The sequence below is a fragment of the Serratia sp. FGI94 genome, from assembly GCF_000330865.1.
In the GTDB taxonomy this organism is placed as follows: Bacteria; Pseudomonadota; Gammaproteobacteria; order Enterobacterales; family Enterobacteriaceae; genus Serratia_B; species Serratia_B rubidaea.
In genome coordinates this window covers 1,876,510-1,891,828 of record NC_020064.1, presented here as the reverse complement: position 1 = coordinate 1,891,828, position 15,319 = coordinate 1,876,510, and the positions used below count along the sequence as shown (strand labels likewise).

Sequence of the window (15,319 nt, the reverse complement as noted above, 5' to 3'; positions counted from 1 at the left end):
TCCCCGTCCCGCGCCGCCCGGCGCGGGATTATCGTCACCCTCACTTTTTGAAACTTTATTTTAATTGCTGCCAATCCGCCCTGAACGCATTTGAAGTCCGCGCATCGAAGGCGCATACTGAGCAGGCTAACTTTTTGCCTTGGCCGCTGCGCCATCGCCAGGCTCTTCTTCTGCTGTTACGGTAACCCATGGCCCCGGTATCAGAACCCATAAACTGGAAACGCAACCTCTTTGTCGCTTGGCTCGGCTGCTTTCTTACCGGCGCCGCCTTCAGCTTGGTCATGCCCTTTTTACCGCTCTACGTCGAGCTGCTTGGCGTCTCCGGGCATGAGGCGCTAAACCTGTGGTCCGGGCTGGTGTTCAGCATTACCTTCCTGTTTTCTGCCGTGGCCTCCCCCTTCTGGGGCGGGCTGGCCGACCGGCGCGGACGCAAGCTGATGTTGCTGCGTTCTGCGCTGGGCATGGCAATTGTGATGGTGCTGATGGGCATGGCGCAAAATATCTGGCAGTTCCTGGCGCTGCGTGCGCTGCTCGGCCTGCTCGGCGGCTTTATTCCCAATGCCAACGCGTTGATCGCCACCCAGGTGCCGCGCAACCGCAGCGGCTGGGCGTTGGGCACTCTATCAACCGGCGGCGTCAGCGGCGCGCTGATCGGCCCGCTGATCGGCGGCCTGCTGGCCGACCAGTACGGGCTGCGCCCGGTGTTCTACATCACCGCCGCCGTGCTGTTTGTCTGCTTTATGCTGACGCTGTTTTTCGTCAGGGAGCAGTTCACCCCGGTGCAGCGAAAAGATATGCTGCACGCCCGTCAGGTGTTCGCCTCGCTGAAAAACCCCAGGCTGATTCTGGCGCTGTTTGTCACCACCATGATTATTCAGATCGCCACCGGCTCGATTGCACCGATTCTGACGCTGTACGTGCGTGATTTAGCCGGCGATATCCATAACCTGGCGTTTGTCAGCGGGCTGATCGCCTCCGTACCAGGCGTCGCCGCGCTAATCAGCGCGCCGCGCCTGGGGAAACTGGGCGACCGTATCGGGCCAGAGCGCATTCTCGTCTGCATGCTGCTGTTCTCCGTGCTGCTGCTGATTCCGATGGCCTTTGTGCAGACGCCGTGGCAGCTGGCGGTGCTGCGTTTCCTGCTGGGCGCCGCCGACGGCGCGCTGCTGCCCGCGGTGCAGACGCTGCTCATCTATAACAGCAGTAACCAGGTGGCCGGACGCATCTTCAGCTATAACCAATCCTTCCGTGACGTCGGCAACGTCACCGGCCCGCTGCTCGGCGCGGCGGTCTCGGCCAACTACGGTTTCCGCGCGGTATTTGGCGTAACGGCGCTGGTAGTGATGTTTAACGCACTCTATTCATGGCGCTGTCTGCAGCGCCGTCCTAAACCCCCGCGGGAAAAGCAGCTGCAGGAAGAGCCTTAATTTCCCCGCCCTGCACGATTTTTTCCCATTAGCCGTCATTTCCCCCACTTTTGTTACGCATTTCATTTCGCCGCCGCAGGGCGCTTCAAGCACGCCGTAAACACCATATCCCATTGTTTATTAAACAGAATATCAACCACCACGCCATAAAGATGCTGTCAATCATATTTCGCGTTTTTCCAACATAAAAACTAAAAAAGTAGATGTTTGTCGACTTTTCATCTAATAAATGGGATATAGGTACTAGACAAAACCAACGGCCGATTATCAAATGGCTAAATAATATCACGCTGAGTGCCTGCACCCGGCTAAGTGAAGAAATGGTCGCGATGCTTTCCACGGCATACGGGCGTTGCGACCGCAGTTTTGTCCGGTAATCCGCTTTTACGGGATTATCACGCTTAACAACATATACATACCACACAATAAGCCGATGCAATCGGCAGACTTCATTGGGAATACGTTATGCAATCCTCTAGTAATAACCAAGAAAGCCGGACCTTTTTCGGCCACCCTTATCCGCTCGGCTCACTGTTCTTCACCGAAATGTGGGAGCGCTTCTCGTTTTATGGCATTCGTCCGCTGCTGATCCTGTTTATGGCCGCCACGGTTTATGAGGGCGGGATGGGACTGGCGCGCGAAAATGCGTCGGCTATCGTCGGCATCTTCGCCGGCAGCATGTATCTGGCTGCCCTGCCCGGCGGCTGGCTGGCCGACCACTGGCTGGGGCAGCGTAAAGCCGTCTGGTACGGTTCTATTCTGATCGCTCTCGGTCACCTGTCGATCGCTCTGTCCGCCATCATGGGCAACCCGCTGTTCTTTATCGGCCTGATGCTGATCGTGCTGGGCTCCGGGCTGTTCAAAACCTGTATCTCAGTGATGGTCGGTACGCTGTACAAGAAAGGCGATACCCGCCGCGACGGCGGTTTCTCGCTGTTCTATATGGGCATCAATATGGGCTCATTTATCGCACCGCTGATTTCCGGCTGGCTGATCAAATCTCACGGCTGGCACTGGGGCTTTGGCATCGGCGGTATCGGTATGCTGGTGGCGCTGCTGATCTTCCGCATCTTCGCCGTACCGTCAATGAAACGCTACGACAAGGAGGTGGGCCTGGACTCCACCTGGAACAGTCCTGTCGTGAAGAAAAACGGCGTCGGCGCCTGGCTGGGTGCCATCGCATTGGTTATCGTGGCGCTGACAGTGCTGATCGCCAACGGGACGATCGTGATTAATCCGGTGGCCGTCGCCAGTATGCTGGTTTACGTGATCGCCGCCTCGGTGACGCTCTATTTTATCTATCTGTTCGCCTTCGCCGGTTTGAGCCGCAAAGAGCGCGCCCGCCTGCTGGTATGCTTTATTCTGCTGATTTCCGCCGCCTTTTTCTGGTCGGCCTTCGAGCAGAAGCCAACCTCATTCAACCTGTTCGCCAATGACTACACCAACCGTATGATCGGCGGCTTTGAAATTCCGGCGGTCTGGTTCCAGTCCGTCAATGCGCTGTTTATTATCCTGCTGGCGCCGGTATTCAGCTGGCTGTGGCCGGCGCTGGCGCGCAAGCAGGTGCAGCTGAGCAGCATCACGAAATTTGTGATTGGCATTCTGTTTGCCGCCGCCGGTTTCGGACTGATGATGATGGCCGCCCAGCACGTGCTGAACAACGACGGCGCCGGCGTATCACCGCTGTGGCTGGTTGCCAGTATTCTGATGCTAACGCTGGGAGAACTGTGCCTGAGCCCTATCGGACTGGCGACCATGACGCTGCTGGCGCCGGAAAGAATGCGCGGCCAGATGATGGGGCTGTGGTTCTGCGCCAGCGCGCTCGGCAACCTGGCGGCCGGCCTGATCGGCGGCCACGTGAAGGCGGATCAGCTGGACTCGCTGCCGGAGCTGTTTGCCCGCTGTTCCATCGCGCTGCTGATTTGCGCCGCGGTGCTGGCCCTGCTGATTGTGCCGATTCGCCGCATGCTGGCCAATACCAAGGCCCAAACCGGCACGGAGCAGACACCGGCCACCAGCGTCTGAACGACCTGAGCTGTCACACCAACCGGCGCCCTCCGCGCCGGTTTTTTTATGCCTGCCACTGCTGCCGCTGCAGCACAACGTGATAACCATCCGGATCGACAAAAGTCTGGCCGTTGACATCCGAAATTCAGGTTCAGGGAGCTGCATCGCTTTGATTTCAGTGAATTCCGGACAAAAAAATACCGCCGTCAGCGACGGCGGTATCCGGTCTTATCACGCGTCCGGCGAATTAAAACAGTCCCTGCGCCTTCTCGGAGTAGCTGACCAGCAGGCACTTGGTTTGCTGGTAGTGCTCCAGCATCATTTTATGCGTCTCACGGCCGATGCCCGACAGCTTATAACCGCCAAAGGCGGCATGCGCCGGATAGGCGTGATAACAGTTGGTCCAGACCCGGCCGGCCTGAATGCCGCGCCCCATTTTATAGGCCAGCGAGCCGTTGCGGCTCCAGACGCCGGCGCCCAGGCCAAACGGGGTATCGTTGGCAATGGCCAGCGCTTCGTCCGCATCTTTGAAGGTGGTTACCGCCAGCACCGGGCCAAAGATCTCTTCCTGGAAAACGCGCATATGATTACGCCCGAACAACACCGTCGGCTCCAGGTAGTAGCCGTTGCTCAGCTCGCCGCCCAGATCGACGCGGTTGCCGCCAATCAGCACCTCCGCGCCCTCACGCTTACCGATTTCAATGTAGTCCATGATGGTTTGCAACTGGTCAGCAGAAACCTGCGCCCCCATCTGCGTCGCCATATCCAGCGGACTGCCGCGCCGGATCTTCGCCACGCGCTCCAGCGCCCTGTCGATAAAGCGCTCGTAAATGGATTCCTGAATCAGCGCGCGGCTCGGGCAGGTACAGACCTGCCCCTGATTAAAAGCGAACAGGGCAAACCCTTCCAGCGCCTTATCAAAGAAGGCGTCATCTTTATCCATCACGTCGGCAAAGAAGATATTGGGCGACTTGCCGCCCAGCTCCAGCGTCACCGGAATCACGTTCTGCGCGGCATAGCTCATAATCTGCTGCCCTACTTCCGTCGAACCGGTGAACGCCACCTTGGCGATCCGCGGTGAGGTGGCCAGGTATTCGCCAATCTTGGCCCCGGAGCCGTTGACCACGTTCACCACCCCCGGCGGCAGAATATCCTGGATAATCTCCATCAGCACCAGGACGGACAGCGGCGTCAGCTTGGCCGGTTTCAATACCACGCAGTTGCCCGCCGCCAGCGCCGGCGCCAGTTTCCAACAGGCCATCAGCAGCGGGAAGTTCCACGGAATAATCTGTCCGACCACGCCCAGCGGCTCATGGTAATGGTAGGCGACCAGCTCCGACTCAATATCGCTGATGCTCCCTTCCTGGGCGCGGATACAGGCGGCAAAATAGCGGAAGTGATCCAGCGCCAACGGCACGTCGGCCCCTTGGGTCTCACGCAGCGCCTTGCCGTTATCCCAGCTTTCCGCCGCGGCCAGCAGCGGCAGGTTAGCCTCCATCCGGTCGGCGATGGCGTTAAGCAACGCCGCACGCTGCGCCACTGACGTTTTCGCCCAGCCTGTTTTTGCCTGATGCGCGGCATCCAGCGCCAGATCCACATCCCGCGTATCCGAACTCGCCACCTCGCACAGCGGCTGTCCGGTGACCGGCGTCAGGTTGGTAAAATACTCGCCGCCGCTGGGCGCCGCCCACTGGCCGCCGATAAAGTTGTCATAACGTTTTTTCAGCGCAAAACCGGGCGTGATGTTATTTTTTGTCATCCATTTTATCCTCGTTGTGGTTATCATTATCCAAATAGCCAGAGCCGGGCGAAATCCCGGAACGTTTATTCCTTGGCATTAACAAAAAACAGGAAAGCCGGCGCTATTGTTACCAGACTAATATGCTCAGGTAAATAAATACGGGCCAGAAAGGCATTTATCTGGCAAATCTCACCATTTACCCGCGAAACAGCGCGAATCATTAAGATAATTCCATTCATTTGTTTAATTTAATTAAGAATCATCATGTTAATGCGCCGTGTTTAATCGTGTTATATCACTGCGCATTCAAAGAACTAATGATTAATTCTCAGCGGCGCGTTATTTCGGCCATCGCCACCCTGATTCCGCTACGATATGGCGCCGTCACCGGCAGCGTAAAAATAATGCATAAAAAATTTGCATCCTGCGCGGCGGCGACAACAATTAATTTTGACGTTTGTCATCCTGCTTCAGGGTATTCCTGCCCTGAAGCCCGCCGTTCCACCGCACTGTGACCGGAGATGATTATGGACCTGTATGACACACTGGAAGAAGCGATTGAAGCAGCGCGTGAAGCCTTTATCGAGTCCGCCGAAGAGGACGATAGCGAACCGCCGGTACCGCAACAGTTCAATTTGCAAAAATATGTGATGCTGGATGGTGATATCCTATGGCAGGCGGAGTTCTTTGCCGAAGAAGGCGAGTCGGTAGAATGTCTGACGCTGCGCAGCGGCGCCGCCGCCCAGGCGATTTTTGCCGGCGACTATGACGAAATAGAGATCCGCGAAGAGTGGCTGGACGAAAATACCCTGTATGAATGGGATGAAGACGATTTCCAGCTGGAACCGCCGCTGGATACTGAAGAAGGCAAAACCGCGGCCGACGAATGGGATGATGACCGTTAGGTCCCCTCAGCGGCCGCGACAGGATGGAAGGAGCGAGCATGATCATCAGACCGGCGCAGCCCGCCGATTACCCCGCTATTCTGGCGCTGCAGGCGCAAAACGTGCCGGAGCAGCTCAGCGCCGAACAGCGGCGGCAAGGATTTATCGTTTCGACAATGGATGAGGCCCAGTTGGCGCGTATCAATGCGGCGCTCGGGATTCTGGTGGCGGAAGCGGAAGGAGAGCTGGCCGGCTTTGTCTGCCTGACGCAGGCCAACGTGCAGCCTCGCCCTGAGGTGGTGGACGCTATGCTGACGACGCTGGAGTCACAGCGCTTTGACGGCCGGCCGGTTAACCAGCAGCGCTATTTTCTCTACGGCCCGGTCTGTCTGGACCGGCGCTGGCGCGGCAAAGGGGTACTGAAACAGCTGTTCGCGGCGGTCAAGGCGCATACGCGCGCATCGTACGATCTGGGGATTCTCTTTATTGACGACGCCAACCCGCACTCGCTCGCCGCCCATCAGCAAGGGCTGGGCATGACGACGGTGACAACATTTAGCTGCCGGGGCAAGCGCTATTACCTGCTGGCGTTCGCCACCCGCGACGCCGGCTACTCATAAGGCCCGTGCCGCGCATCAAACGGCAGCATGAAGGTATCCACCACCATCGACAGCGGTACGTCAATCACCGTCAGATAGCGCCAGGGCGTGTCACGCAGGTCCCACTGTACGCCCGGATAATATTGATGGCCATGGCCGGCGCCGGGCACCGTCCGGCTGATAATACTGCCGCAGCCGGACAGCGTCATAACGCCCAGCGTTAACAGCGCCGCCCGCAGCAAGAAACCTGTTTTCACTCTCTTAACCTATCTGTCGCCGGATAATACTGACGCGCAGTGTAACATGACGCCCGGCGTACAGAATGTCAGCATAATGTAAGGGCAAAAAAAAGGACGCGTAACAACGCGTCCTTTCATCAGGTAGGCAAACCGGCGCTTAGCGCTGGCCGGCCGGGTGAGCCTGCGCATTATGCGGCAGCTGCTGATAATGCGCCCGCCAGCCTTCACCTTCCGGCTGCTGCCAGACGCGCTGATGCAGGCGGGACAGCGCCACCGGATCGCTGAGCAGCTCGAGGCGCTTCAGTTTCTCCAGTTTTTCCGGGCCGACCTGCATCGCCTCGTTGACCCGCTCTTCACGAGCGCGCTCAATCGCCGCGCGCAGATGGTGACGCGCCGTCGCCATCGCCGTCGCCAGCGCGTTGAAGGACGGATTCACCACCGCGTGCATAAAGCCGTTACGCAGCGCACGGTTGCGGTTCTGCTGCAGGTACTCTTCGGTCGCCACCAGCACTTTCGGCGGCGAGTACTCTTCCGGGATCAGGAACAGCTTGGCGCGCTTGCTTTTCAGGCCGAGCGTCGCGCGGCTGGAGAGCACCGACACGAACGGCGACAGAATCAGCGAGAACACGATCGGCGCCAGCCACCACAGGAAGCGCAGGTCCAGCCACGCCATGCCGCCGGCCCATACCAGCCCCAGCAGCATTTGCGAGCCGTGACGTTTGAACGCTTCGCCCCACGGCGTATCGTCGTCGTCACGCTGCGGCGAATTCCACACCACTTCCCAACCGAGGAACGCGCTGACCACAAACACGGTATGGAACAGCATGCGCACCGGCGCCAGCAGCACCGAGAACAGCATTTCCATCAGCATCGAGATCAGCAGACGGAACGCGCCGCCGTACTCCTTCGCGCCTTTCGCCCAGATCAGGATCACGCTGAGCAGCTTCGGCAGGAACAGCAGCACCAGCGTGGTGGAGAACAGCGCTATCGCCAGCTCCGGACGCCACTGCGGCCATACCGGGAACAGCTGTCTCGGCTGCAGGAAGTACTGCGGCTCCATCAGCGTATGCACCACCTGCAGCGCCGTCGACAAAGCCAGGAACATAAACCACAGCGGTGCGGACAGGTAGGACATCACGCCGGTCAGGAACACCGCGCGGTGCACCGGGTGCATGCCCTTCACCAGGAACAGGCGGAAGTTCATCAGGTTGCCGTGACACCAGCGGCGGTCGCGCTTCAGCTCATCCAGCAGGTTCGGCGGCAGCTCTTCATAACTGCCCGGCAGATCGTAGGCGATCCACACACCCCAGCCGGCACGGCGCATCAGCGCAGCTTCGACGAAGTCATGGGACAGGATCGACCCGGCGAACGAGCCTTCACCCGGCAGCGGCGCCAGCGCGCAGTGCTCGATAAACGGCTTGACGCGGATGATTGCATTGTGACCCCAGTAGTGGGATTCGCCCAGTTGCCAGAAGTGCAGACCGGCGGTAAACAGCGGCCCGTAGACGCGCGTCGCAAACTGCTGAACGCGCGCATACAGCGTATCCATCCCGGAGGCCTTCGGCGCCGACTGAATGATACCGGCGTTCGGGTTGGCCTCCATCAGGCGCACCAGCCCGGTGAGACACTCGCCGCTCATCACGCTGTCCGCGTCCAGAATCACCATATAGCTGTAGTCACCGCCCCAGCGACGGCAGAAATCATCGATATTGCCGCTTTTACGCTTCACGCGGCGACGACGACGGCGGTAGAAAATACGTCCGTGGCCGTCCACATCGCGGCACAGTTCCATCCAGGCTTTCTGTTCCGCTACGCAGATATCGGGATCGTAGCTGTCGCTCAATACGTAAATATCGAAGTGATCCAGCTGCCCGGTCGCCTTGACCGACTCGTAAGTCGCACGCAGGCCGGCGAAAACGCGTTCAACGTCTTCATTACAGATCGGCATAATCAGCGCGGTGCGGTGCGCCGGATTGATCGGTTCATCCCCCTTGATGGTGGAGGAAATGCTGTATTTATCCTTGCCAATCAGCAGCTGCAGGAAGCCCATCAGCGCCGTCCAGAAACCCGCCGATACCCAGCAGAACAAAATGGCGAACAGAATCAGAATGCCGGTTTGCAGCACATATGGCAGCAGTTGCAGCACCGACTGCATCAGATCCTGGTCGAGCATGGCGATAGGATCGATCAGCGCCCAGCCCTGATACGGCAGGATGGTTTTCATATACCAGGTGGCGATGCCGGTCTGCACCAGCATCAGCACCAGCAAGACATAGCGACGCATCGAGCCTGCAATACGCCAGCGGTTTTCCGCATCGGCCTCTTCCTTGCTGGCGTGGCGATTGTGCGGCGAGCGGCCGAGCAGCGAGTCCCAAAAGCGCGCCACCGGGTTGGTGCGCCAGGCTTCGGGGAACATACTGGTGCGTTTGATCGGCGGCGTTGCTTTCAGAATCGCGCGCCCTTCCGCATCAGTATCGAAGTTTTCGTCATCAACCGCGTCCGGCCAGGCGCTTTCAATGCGGTTTTTCACCGAGGCCAGCGCGATATCATCTTCCGACAGCGTGGCGACGTTGGCGTCTTCAGCACCCATCTGGCGGTGCAGCGCTTGCAAAGACTGGCCGCCATCGGCGGCCAGTTGCTGATTGAGCGCCTCCGACCGCTCAGCGGTCAGAGGCATTGCCGCAAGATAATCCTGGGCAGTTTGAGTAGGCTTATTCATTGGCAGGTAGCTGATAGCTCCAGGTTTCCGACAGGGTCTTATCACCATTAACCAGTGCTGCACGCATTTCTACAGGTTTCTTGTCGTCTTTCACTTTCACACGCAGCGTCAGACGCCAACCTTTAGTCACTGGGTTATAGCGAACGTTGTTTTCCACCATTTCGCCGTTATCGCCGACGCTGACCTGTGAAGCCACCGGTGCCTTCTCATCCAGGCCTTTCAGGACCGGACCGACGAAGTCTACCAGGAAGGCAACGCTGCCGTCCGGCTCACGAATCAGGTTGGACTGCTTCACATCGCCGGTGGAGCGCATGGTCTGACTCACATAGGCAATATCCTGTGAATGCAGTTTGTCCTCATCACGGGTGAAGTGCAGACGATAATTCAGCGCCAGCGGCGTTTTGGCATCCGGCAGCACGTCCGGCGTCCAGAACGCTACGATATTGTCGTTGGTTTCATCGGCGGTCGGGATCTCCACCAGCTCAACCTTACCTTTGCCCCAGTCACCGCGCGGTTCGATCCAGCCGCTCGGACGCTGATCGTAACGATCGTCGAGATCTTCATAATCCTTGAAGTTGCGACCGCGTTGCAGCAGGCCAAACCCTTTCGGATGTTCAACGGTATAGGTGCTGACGGACAGGTGCTTCGGATTGTTCAGCGGACGCCAGATCCATTCGCCGTTGCCGGCATGGATGGACAGACCGTTGGAATCATGCAGCGCCGGACGGTAGTTCATCGTCGGCGACGGCTGGTTCGGCCCGAACAGGAACATGCTGGTTAATGGCGCAATGCCCAGTTTGCCCACTTTGTCGCGCAGGAACACCTTGGACTGTACGTCCACGACGGTATCGCGGCCCGGATAGACCACAAAACGGTAGGCGCCGGTGGCGCGCGGCGAATCCAGCAGCGTGTAAATCACCAGGTGTTTGTCGCCCGGCTTAGGCCGTTCGATCCAGTATTCGCGGAAGCGCGGGAACTCTTCACCGGAAGGCAGCGCGGTGTCGATCGCCAGGCCGCGGGCAGACAGGCCATACACCTGATCTTTACCCACCACGCGGAAATAGCTGGCGCCCAGCATGCTCATGATTTCATCGTTCTTATCCGCACTGTTGATCGGATACAGCACTTTGAAACCGGCAAAGCCCAGATTCTTCACCGACTCAGGATCGTGTTTCACCGAGCCGAAGTTGAAGTAATCAGGACTATATTTGATCTGTTTGACCGTGGTCGCAGTGACTTCGTTGATTTTCACCGGCGTGTCGAAGTACATGCCCTGATGATAAAACTCAAGCTTGAACGGGGTTTTCAGCTTGTTCCAATAGGCTTTATCGTGATTGAACTGGATCTGCTGGTAGTCCGCAAACTTCATGTCGCGGAACTGAGAAGGAAGGTTGCTCTTCGGCGCTTCAAAACGCTTGCCCGCCAAATCCTGCGCCTGTTTGGCGACATCATCGAGCGTAAAGGCCCACGCCTGCGAGCTGAACAGCGTGAACAACACTGTGGCACCTAACCAACGAACGCTCACGGCGCGTGGCTGTCTGGATAAAATATTAACTGGCACATCCCCCCCTATTCGTGTGCTCAAATCATTTAAAATCCATATTAATGGATTATTCAGCTATCCGACAACATGATAAATGATTGGTTCATGTTTCTGGCTCAGAGTTTAGGCAGCTGACGAAGCCCAGCGTAGCAAGCCCGCGCGCAAGACGCTATGGAAAATTACGGGGTGATATAGTAGGGTCTGAAATGAGATTTAACCCATGCTTGATTAATAAGCAGGTTAAAGAAGCCTCAATAAAAACTATCTGCGGTATCTTATGACTAACGGAAACAACCAGCGCGAGTTTTTCCTGGACTCTATCCGGGCATATTTAATGTTGCTCGGCATCCCTTTTCATCTTTCTCTGATTTACTCCAGCCATACCTGGTCAGTCAATAGCCTCGCGCCGTCGTTTTCACTGACGGTGCTGAACGATGTCATTCATGCATTTCGTATGCAGGTGTTCTTCATCATCTCCGGCTACTTCTCCTTTATGCTTTACCAGCGTTATGAACGTAAACACTGGCTCAAGGTGCGGCTGGAACGGGTGGCGATCCCGCTGTTAAGCTCTATCCCCCTCATTACCCTGCCGCAGTTTTTCCTGCTGAAATACGCGACGCATAAACTGGACGGCTGGGACGGATTTGACCTTTATCAGAAAATTAACGTTGCCGTTTGGGAGTTGGTGTCCCATTTATGGTTTTTATTAACGCTATCGCTGCTCACCTGCGCCGGTTTTTACCTGTTCAGAAAAATTAAGGCGATAAAAACGCCGATTGCGCCGTTCCCAATAAATAGCATGAATAGTTTAGGAAAGATCTCACTGTGCTTTCTTATTTATGGGGTAGTCTATTCGGTGGCACACCGTATTATTTTAATTACCGTACCGCAGCTGCTCGGTAATGGGCTATTCAATTTTGTGGTGATGGAAACGCTGTTCTACCTGCCGTTCTTTCTCCTTGGCGCCTACGCCTTCAAATACGCCTGGTTAAAAGCGATCTTCCTGACTCCGTCACCCAAGGCGGCGCTGGGCGCACTGCTGCTGTTCATCGCCTATATGCTTAACCAGAAGCTGCTGGCCCATAACGACCTGATGTTTGAGGTGGAAGTTCTTATCAAGATCGTATTGGGCATCCTGATGACCAACGTGGTGTTTTCATGCGGCCACCGGTTGCTCAACTACCATTCGCCACGCATCACCTATCTGGTGAATGCCTCCTTATTTATCTATCTGGTGCACCACCCGCTGACGCTGCTATACGGCGCCTTTGTTACCCCCTATATCGACAATAATATTGTGGGATTTGCCGCTGGCCTGGTGTTTGTCTTTGGGCTGGCCTTTATATTGTATGAAGCGCATAAGCGTGTACCGCTGCTGCGTTTTCTGTTTTCCGGCAAGCCTCAGAAGTAAACCGAGGCACGCTTTCAGGAATCATCTCATTATTCCAACAAAAACATGGGGTTTATTGCCCCATGTTCTTCCCGGCCGAACCACGTCCTCCCCAAATTCGTTAAACGGCATATAATTTACTTTCGCAGCTATGGTCGCCCGAAGAGCACGCATTGCTCGCTGGCCGGATAATAATTGCGGCACAGTAAACGTGTGAACGGCGAACGCCGCCGCGTAGTAATGGAAATCCACATCCCTGCCTCACGGTAGCGATTGGGCTCACTGAACCCTAAGGGAAGGCGCTGCCGCCAACAGACAGCGTCAGCAGCATCTCCCTTCCGTCACGACAGAGAGGATTTTTCAATGACCGACCAAAACACCTCCGCTCAGGATGCCGCACCGGCCAATGCCACATTACTTAAAATTCTGGGCAGGTTGCTCTCCGCGCTGGATGCCTCAATCAGCGGCAAGGATCGCAGCGTACTGGTGCACGACCTGTCTCACTTCAATCTTGATGGCATTTCCGAAGCAGAAAGGAAGCTGGCGGCGGAGTTAATTAAACGCGCCCTGCAATCCCTCGACCATTAATGCAGCACTAGCCACCAACCATTAAACCTGACTCAGGTTTAATGGTTCGGTCGCCATGCCAGGGTTTGTTAGCAGCCTAGCTTTCCAATCATCTGATATAGTTATATAAAAGGCCGAATAACCACAATTTTGGCTCGTTAAGCCGGCTTTTAGTAAAAAAAAGCGATAATGCGCAGACAGCCGTCAATCATCCTTAGCGTTTTACCCTGAAAACAGGCTATCATTAAGCTGCCGCACGCAGTCGCGTACCGCCATACCCCGCCAAAGGAGAACGTTATTTTGGATGCCAGCACCATCAACAACCTGTTTATCATCGGCGCTGTGTTGGTAGGAGCCAGTATCCTGCTCAGTTCATTCTCTTCACGCCTCGGCATCCCTATTCTGGTTATTTTCCTTGCGATTGGCATGCTGGCCGGCGTTGACGGCCTCGGCGGTATCCCTTTTGACAATTATCCGGTCGCCTATCTGGTCAGTAACCTGGCGTTGGCGGTCATTCTGCTCGATGGCGGCATGCGCACCCGCGTCAGCTCTTTCCGCGTGGCGTTATGGCCCGCGCTATCGCTGGCAACCGTCGGCGTAGTGATCACCGCCGGCCTGACCGGCCTGGCCGCCGCCTGGCTGTTTAATATCGATCTGATTCAAGGGCTGCTGATCGGCGCCATTATTGGCTCGACCGATGCCGCCGCGGTGTTCTCACTGCTTGGCGGGAAAGGTCTTAACGAACGCGTCGGCTCCACGCTGGAAATTGAATCCGGCAGTAACGATCCCATGGCCGTGTTTCTCACCATCACCCTAATCGCCATGATTTCCGCCGGCGAGACCATGATCAGCTGGAGCTTCCTGCTGCATCTGCTGCAACAATTCGGTATGGGGATCGTCTTCGGTCTCGGCGGCGGCTGGCTGCTGCTGGGGCTGATCAACCGCATTAAATTGCCAGAAGGGCTGTACCCGCTGCTGGCCGTCAGCGGCGGCATTCTGATTTTCGCCCTGACGACCGCACTCAACGGCAGCGGTATCCTGGCGGTGTACCTGTGCGGCCTGATGCTGGGCAACCGCCCCATCCGCAACCGGCACGGCATTGTGCAAACCTTCGACGGGCTGGCCTGGCTCAGCCAAATCGGCATGTTCCTGGTGCTGGGGCTGCTGCTGACGCCGAGCAACCTGCTGCCGATCGCCATCCCCGCGCTGCTGCTCTCGCTGTGGATGATTCTGTTTGCCCGCCCGGTGTCGGTGTTTGTCGGCCTGCTGCCGTTTCGCAACTTCACGCTGCGCGAACGTATCTTTATCTCTTGGGTGGGTCTGCGCGGCGCGGTGCCGGTGATTCTGGCGGTATTCCCGATGATGGCCGGCTTGCCTAATGCGCACCTATTCTTCAACGTGGCCTTTTTCGTCGTTCTGGTCTCGCTGCTGCTACAAGGCACCACGCTGACGCTGGCGGCGAAAAAAGCCAAGGTGGTGGTGCCGCCGGCGCTGGCGCCCATCTCTCGCGTCGGGTTGGATATCCACCCGGAAAACCAATGGGAACAGTTCGTTTACCAGCTTTCGGCGGAAAACTGGTGCGTCGGCGCTGCACTGCGCGAGCTAAAAATGCCGCAGGGCACCCGCATCGCCGCCCTGTTCCGCGGTAAAGAGCTGCTGCACCCCAGCGGCAGTACGCGACTGCGTGAACAGGACATTCTGTGCGTTATCGGCCACGAGCATGATCTGCCGGCGCTGGGCAAACTGTTTAGCCAGGCGCCGGCCGTTACGCTGGACGAACGCTTCTTCGGCGACTTTATCCTGCAGTCGGACGCGCGACTCAGCGATATCTCTCAGGTTTACGGGCTGAATCTGCAGGATGATATCGATGAACAGCAAACGCTGGGCCAGTTCGTGATACAGATGCTCGGCGGGGAGCCGGTGGTCGGCGACCAGGTGGAGTGGGACGGATTGACCTGGACCATCGCGGAAATGGACGGTAAAGCCGTCAGCAAGATCGGGGTAAAAATCGACGCCGATTAATCATTTCGCCGGTGGCGCGAACGCGCCACCGTGCCGCCCTACCCGCCTGATCATCAGCATACCTCTTCCCCTATTGCCTCATCCGGCCACTGTGCCGGGGAACTTCTGCTCGTAAGTAAGTTCTTAATCAAGAGCGGTCGCTCCGCCCGTCCGCACTAAGAACGATAAAACGACAGGATAG

13 protein-coding genes are annotated in these 15,319 nt (G+C 57.1%); 8 read left to right on the top strand and 5 right to left on the bottom strand.

The window, feature by feature from the left end; all coding sequences use genetic code 11:
• Positions 1 to 55: 55 nt before the first annotated feature.
• Positions 56 to 283: a hypothetical protein gene (locus tag D781_RS23955; RefSeq protein WP_199557180.1), complete on the bottom strand. Its 228-nt coding sequence runs from the start codon at positions 281 to 283 to the stop codon at positions 56 to 58.
• Here D781_RS23955 and mdtG point away from each other — a divergent pair.
• Positions 189 to 1,427: a multidrug efflux MFS transporter MdtG gene (gene mdtG / locus D781_RS08620; RefSeq protein ID WP_015671928.1), complete on the top strand. Its 1,239-nt coding sequence runs from the start codon at positions 189 to 191 to the stop codon at positions 1,425 to 1,427. The genes D781_RS23955 and mdtG overlap by 95 nt on opposite strands.
• 465 nt (positions 1,428 to 1,892) lie before the next feature.
• Positions 1,893 to 3,452 carry a peptide MFS transporter gene (locus tag D781_RS08615; RefSeq protein WP_015671927.1) on the top strand — a complete coding sequence of 520 codons (1,560 nt, stop codon included), beginning with the start codon at positions 1,893 to 1,895 and terminating at the stop codon, positions 3,450 to 3,452.
• 229 nt (positions 3,453 to 3,681) lie between these two features.
• Here D781_RS08615 and D781_RS08610 read toward each other — a convergent pair whose 3' ends face one another.
• A complete protein-coding gene (locus D781_RS08610) occupies positions 3,682 to 5,220 on the bottom strand; it encodes an aldehyde dehydrogenase family protein (protein ID WP_051032575.1) in 1,539 nt (512 codons plus the stop codon).
• A gap of 272 nt (positions 5,221 to 5,492) precedes the next feature.
• Here D781_RS08610 and D781_RS23605 point away from each other — a divergent pair, with 272 nt between their 5' ends.
• Genes D781_RS23605 through D781_RS08600 form a run of 3 tightly spaced genes read left to right on the top strand, consistent with a single transcriptional unit; the run spans position 5,493 to position 6,679 of the window.
• Positions 5,493 to 5,690, top strand: a complete 198-nt coding sequence (locus tag D781_RS23605) for a hypothetical protein (protein WP_124014441.1) — start codon at positions 5,493 to 5,495, stop codon at positions 5,688 to 5,690.
• A gap of 12 nt (positions 5,691 to 5,702) precedes the next feature.
• Positions 5,703 to 6,080, top strand: coding sequence for a MysB family protein (locus D781_RS08605; protein WP_015671924.1), 378 nt, complete (start codon positions 5,703 to 5,705; stop codon positions 6,078 to 6,080).
• A gap of 38 nt (positions 6,081 to 6,118) precedes the next feature.
• Positions 6,119 to 6,679, top strand: coding sequence for a GNAT family N-acetyltransferase (locus D781_RS08600; protein ID WP_015671923.1), 561 nt, complete (start codon positions 6,119 to 6,121; stop codon positions 6,677 to 6,679).
• Here the strand turns inward: D781_RS08600 and D781_RS08595 are convergent.
• From D781_RS08595 to D781_RS08585, 3 genes are all read right to left on the bottom strand, one after another.
• Positions 6,670 to 6,867 carry a YceK/YidQ family lipoprotein gene (locus tag D781_RS08595; protein WP_051032622.1) on the bottom strand — a complete coding sequence of 66 codons (198 nt, stop codon included), beginning with the start codon at positions 6,865 to 6,867 and terminating at the stop codon, positions 6,670 to 6,672. The genes D781_RS08600 and D781_RS08595 overlap by 10 nt on opposite strands.
• Before the next feature lie 187 nt (positions 6,868 to 7,054).
• On the bottom strand, positions 7,055 to 9,616 hold the full coding sequence (mdoH, locus tag D781_RS08590; protein ID WP_015671921.1) for a glucans biosynthesis glucosyltransferase MdoH: 2,562 nt from the start codon (positions 9,614 to 9,616) through the stop codon (positions 7,055 to 7,057).
• A complete protein-coding gene (locus D781_RS08585; RefSeq protein WP_015671920.1) occupies positions 9,609 to 11,177 on the bottom strand; it encodes a glucan biosynthesis protein G in 1,569 nt (522 codons plus the stop codon). The genes mdoH and D781_RS08585 overlap by 8 nt, the downstream gene beginning before the upstream one ends.
• 259 nt (positions 11,178 to 11,436) lie before the next feature.
• Here D781_RS08585 and mdoC point away from each other — a divergent pair, with 259 nt between their 5' ends.
• The 3 genes from mdoC (at position 11,437) to D781_RS08570 (ending at position 15,138) form a co-directional block, all read left to right on the top strand.
• Entirely contained in the window at positions 11,437 to 12,570 is a 1,134-nt protein-coding gene (mdoC, locus tag D781_RS08580; protein WP_015671919.1) for a glucans biosynthesis protein MdoC, read from the top strand.
• 342 nt (positions 12,571 to 12,912) lie between these two features.
• Complete coding sequence (locus D781_RS08575) at positions 12,913 to 13,137, top strand: hypothetical protein (RefSeq protein WP_015671918.1); 225 nt, start codon at positions 12,913 to 12,915, stop codon at positions 13,135 to 13,137.
• Positions 13,138 to 13,416: 279 nt separating this feature from the next.
• Complete coding sequence (locus D781_RS08570) at positions 13,417 to 15,138, top strand: potassium/proton antiporter (RefSeq protein WP_015671917.1); 1,722 nt, start codon at positions 13,417 to 13,419, stop codon at positions 15,136 to 15,138.
• Positions 15,139 to 15,319: the final 181 nt, after the last annotated feature.

What these genes read in the sequence shown, in the direction of transcription:
- D781_RS08595 (WP_051032622.1), bottom strand. Translation starts at nt 6,867, where the DNA reads ATGACGCTGTCCGGCTGCGGCAGTATTATCAGCCGGACGGTGCCCGGC.
- D781_RS08605 (WP_015671924.1), top strand. Translation starts at nt 5,703, where the DNA reads ATGGACCTGTATGACACACTGGAAGAAGCGATTGAAGCAGCGCGTGAA.
- D781_RS08610 (WP_051032575.1), bottom strand. Translation starts at nt 5,220, where the DNA reads ATGATAACCACAACGAGGATAAAATGGATGACAAAAAATAACATCACG.
- D781_RS08575 (WP_015671918.1), top strand. Translation starts at nt 12,913, where the DNA reads ATGACCGACCAAAACACCTCCGCTCAGGATGCCGCACCGGCCAATGCC.
- mdoC (WP_015671919.1), top strand. Translation starts at nt 11,437, where the DNA reads ATGACTAACGGAAACAACCAGCGCGAGTTTTTCCTGGACTCTATCCGG.
- D781_RS08600 (WP_015671923.1), top strand. Translation starts at nt 6,119, where the DNA reads ATGATCATCAGACCGGCGCAGCCCGCCGATTACCCCGCTATTCTGGCG.
- mdtG (WP_015671928.1), top strand. Translation starts at nt 189, where the DNA reads ATGGCCCCGGTATCAGAACCCATAAACTGGAAACGCAACCTCTTTGTC.
- mdoH (WP_015671921.1), bottom strand. Translation starts at nt 9,616, where the DNA reads ATGAATAAGCCTACTCAAACTGCCCAGGATTATCTTGCGGCAATGCCT.
- D781_RS08615 (WP_015671927.1), top strand. Translation starts at nt 1,893, where the DNA reads ATGCAATCCTCTAGTAATAACCAAGAAAGCCGGACCTTTTTCGGCCAC.
- D781_RS23955 (WP_199557180.1), bottom strand. Translation starts at nt 283, where the DNA reads ATGACCAAGCTGAAGGCGGCGCCGGTAAGAAAGCAGCCGAGCCAAGCG.
- D781_RS23605 (WP_124014441.1), top strand. Translation starts at nt 5,493, where the DNA reads ATGATTAATTCTCAGCGGCGCGTTATTTCGGCCATCGCCACCCTGATT.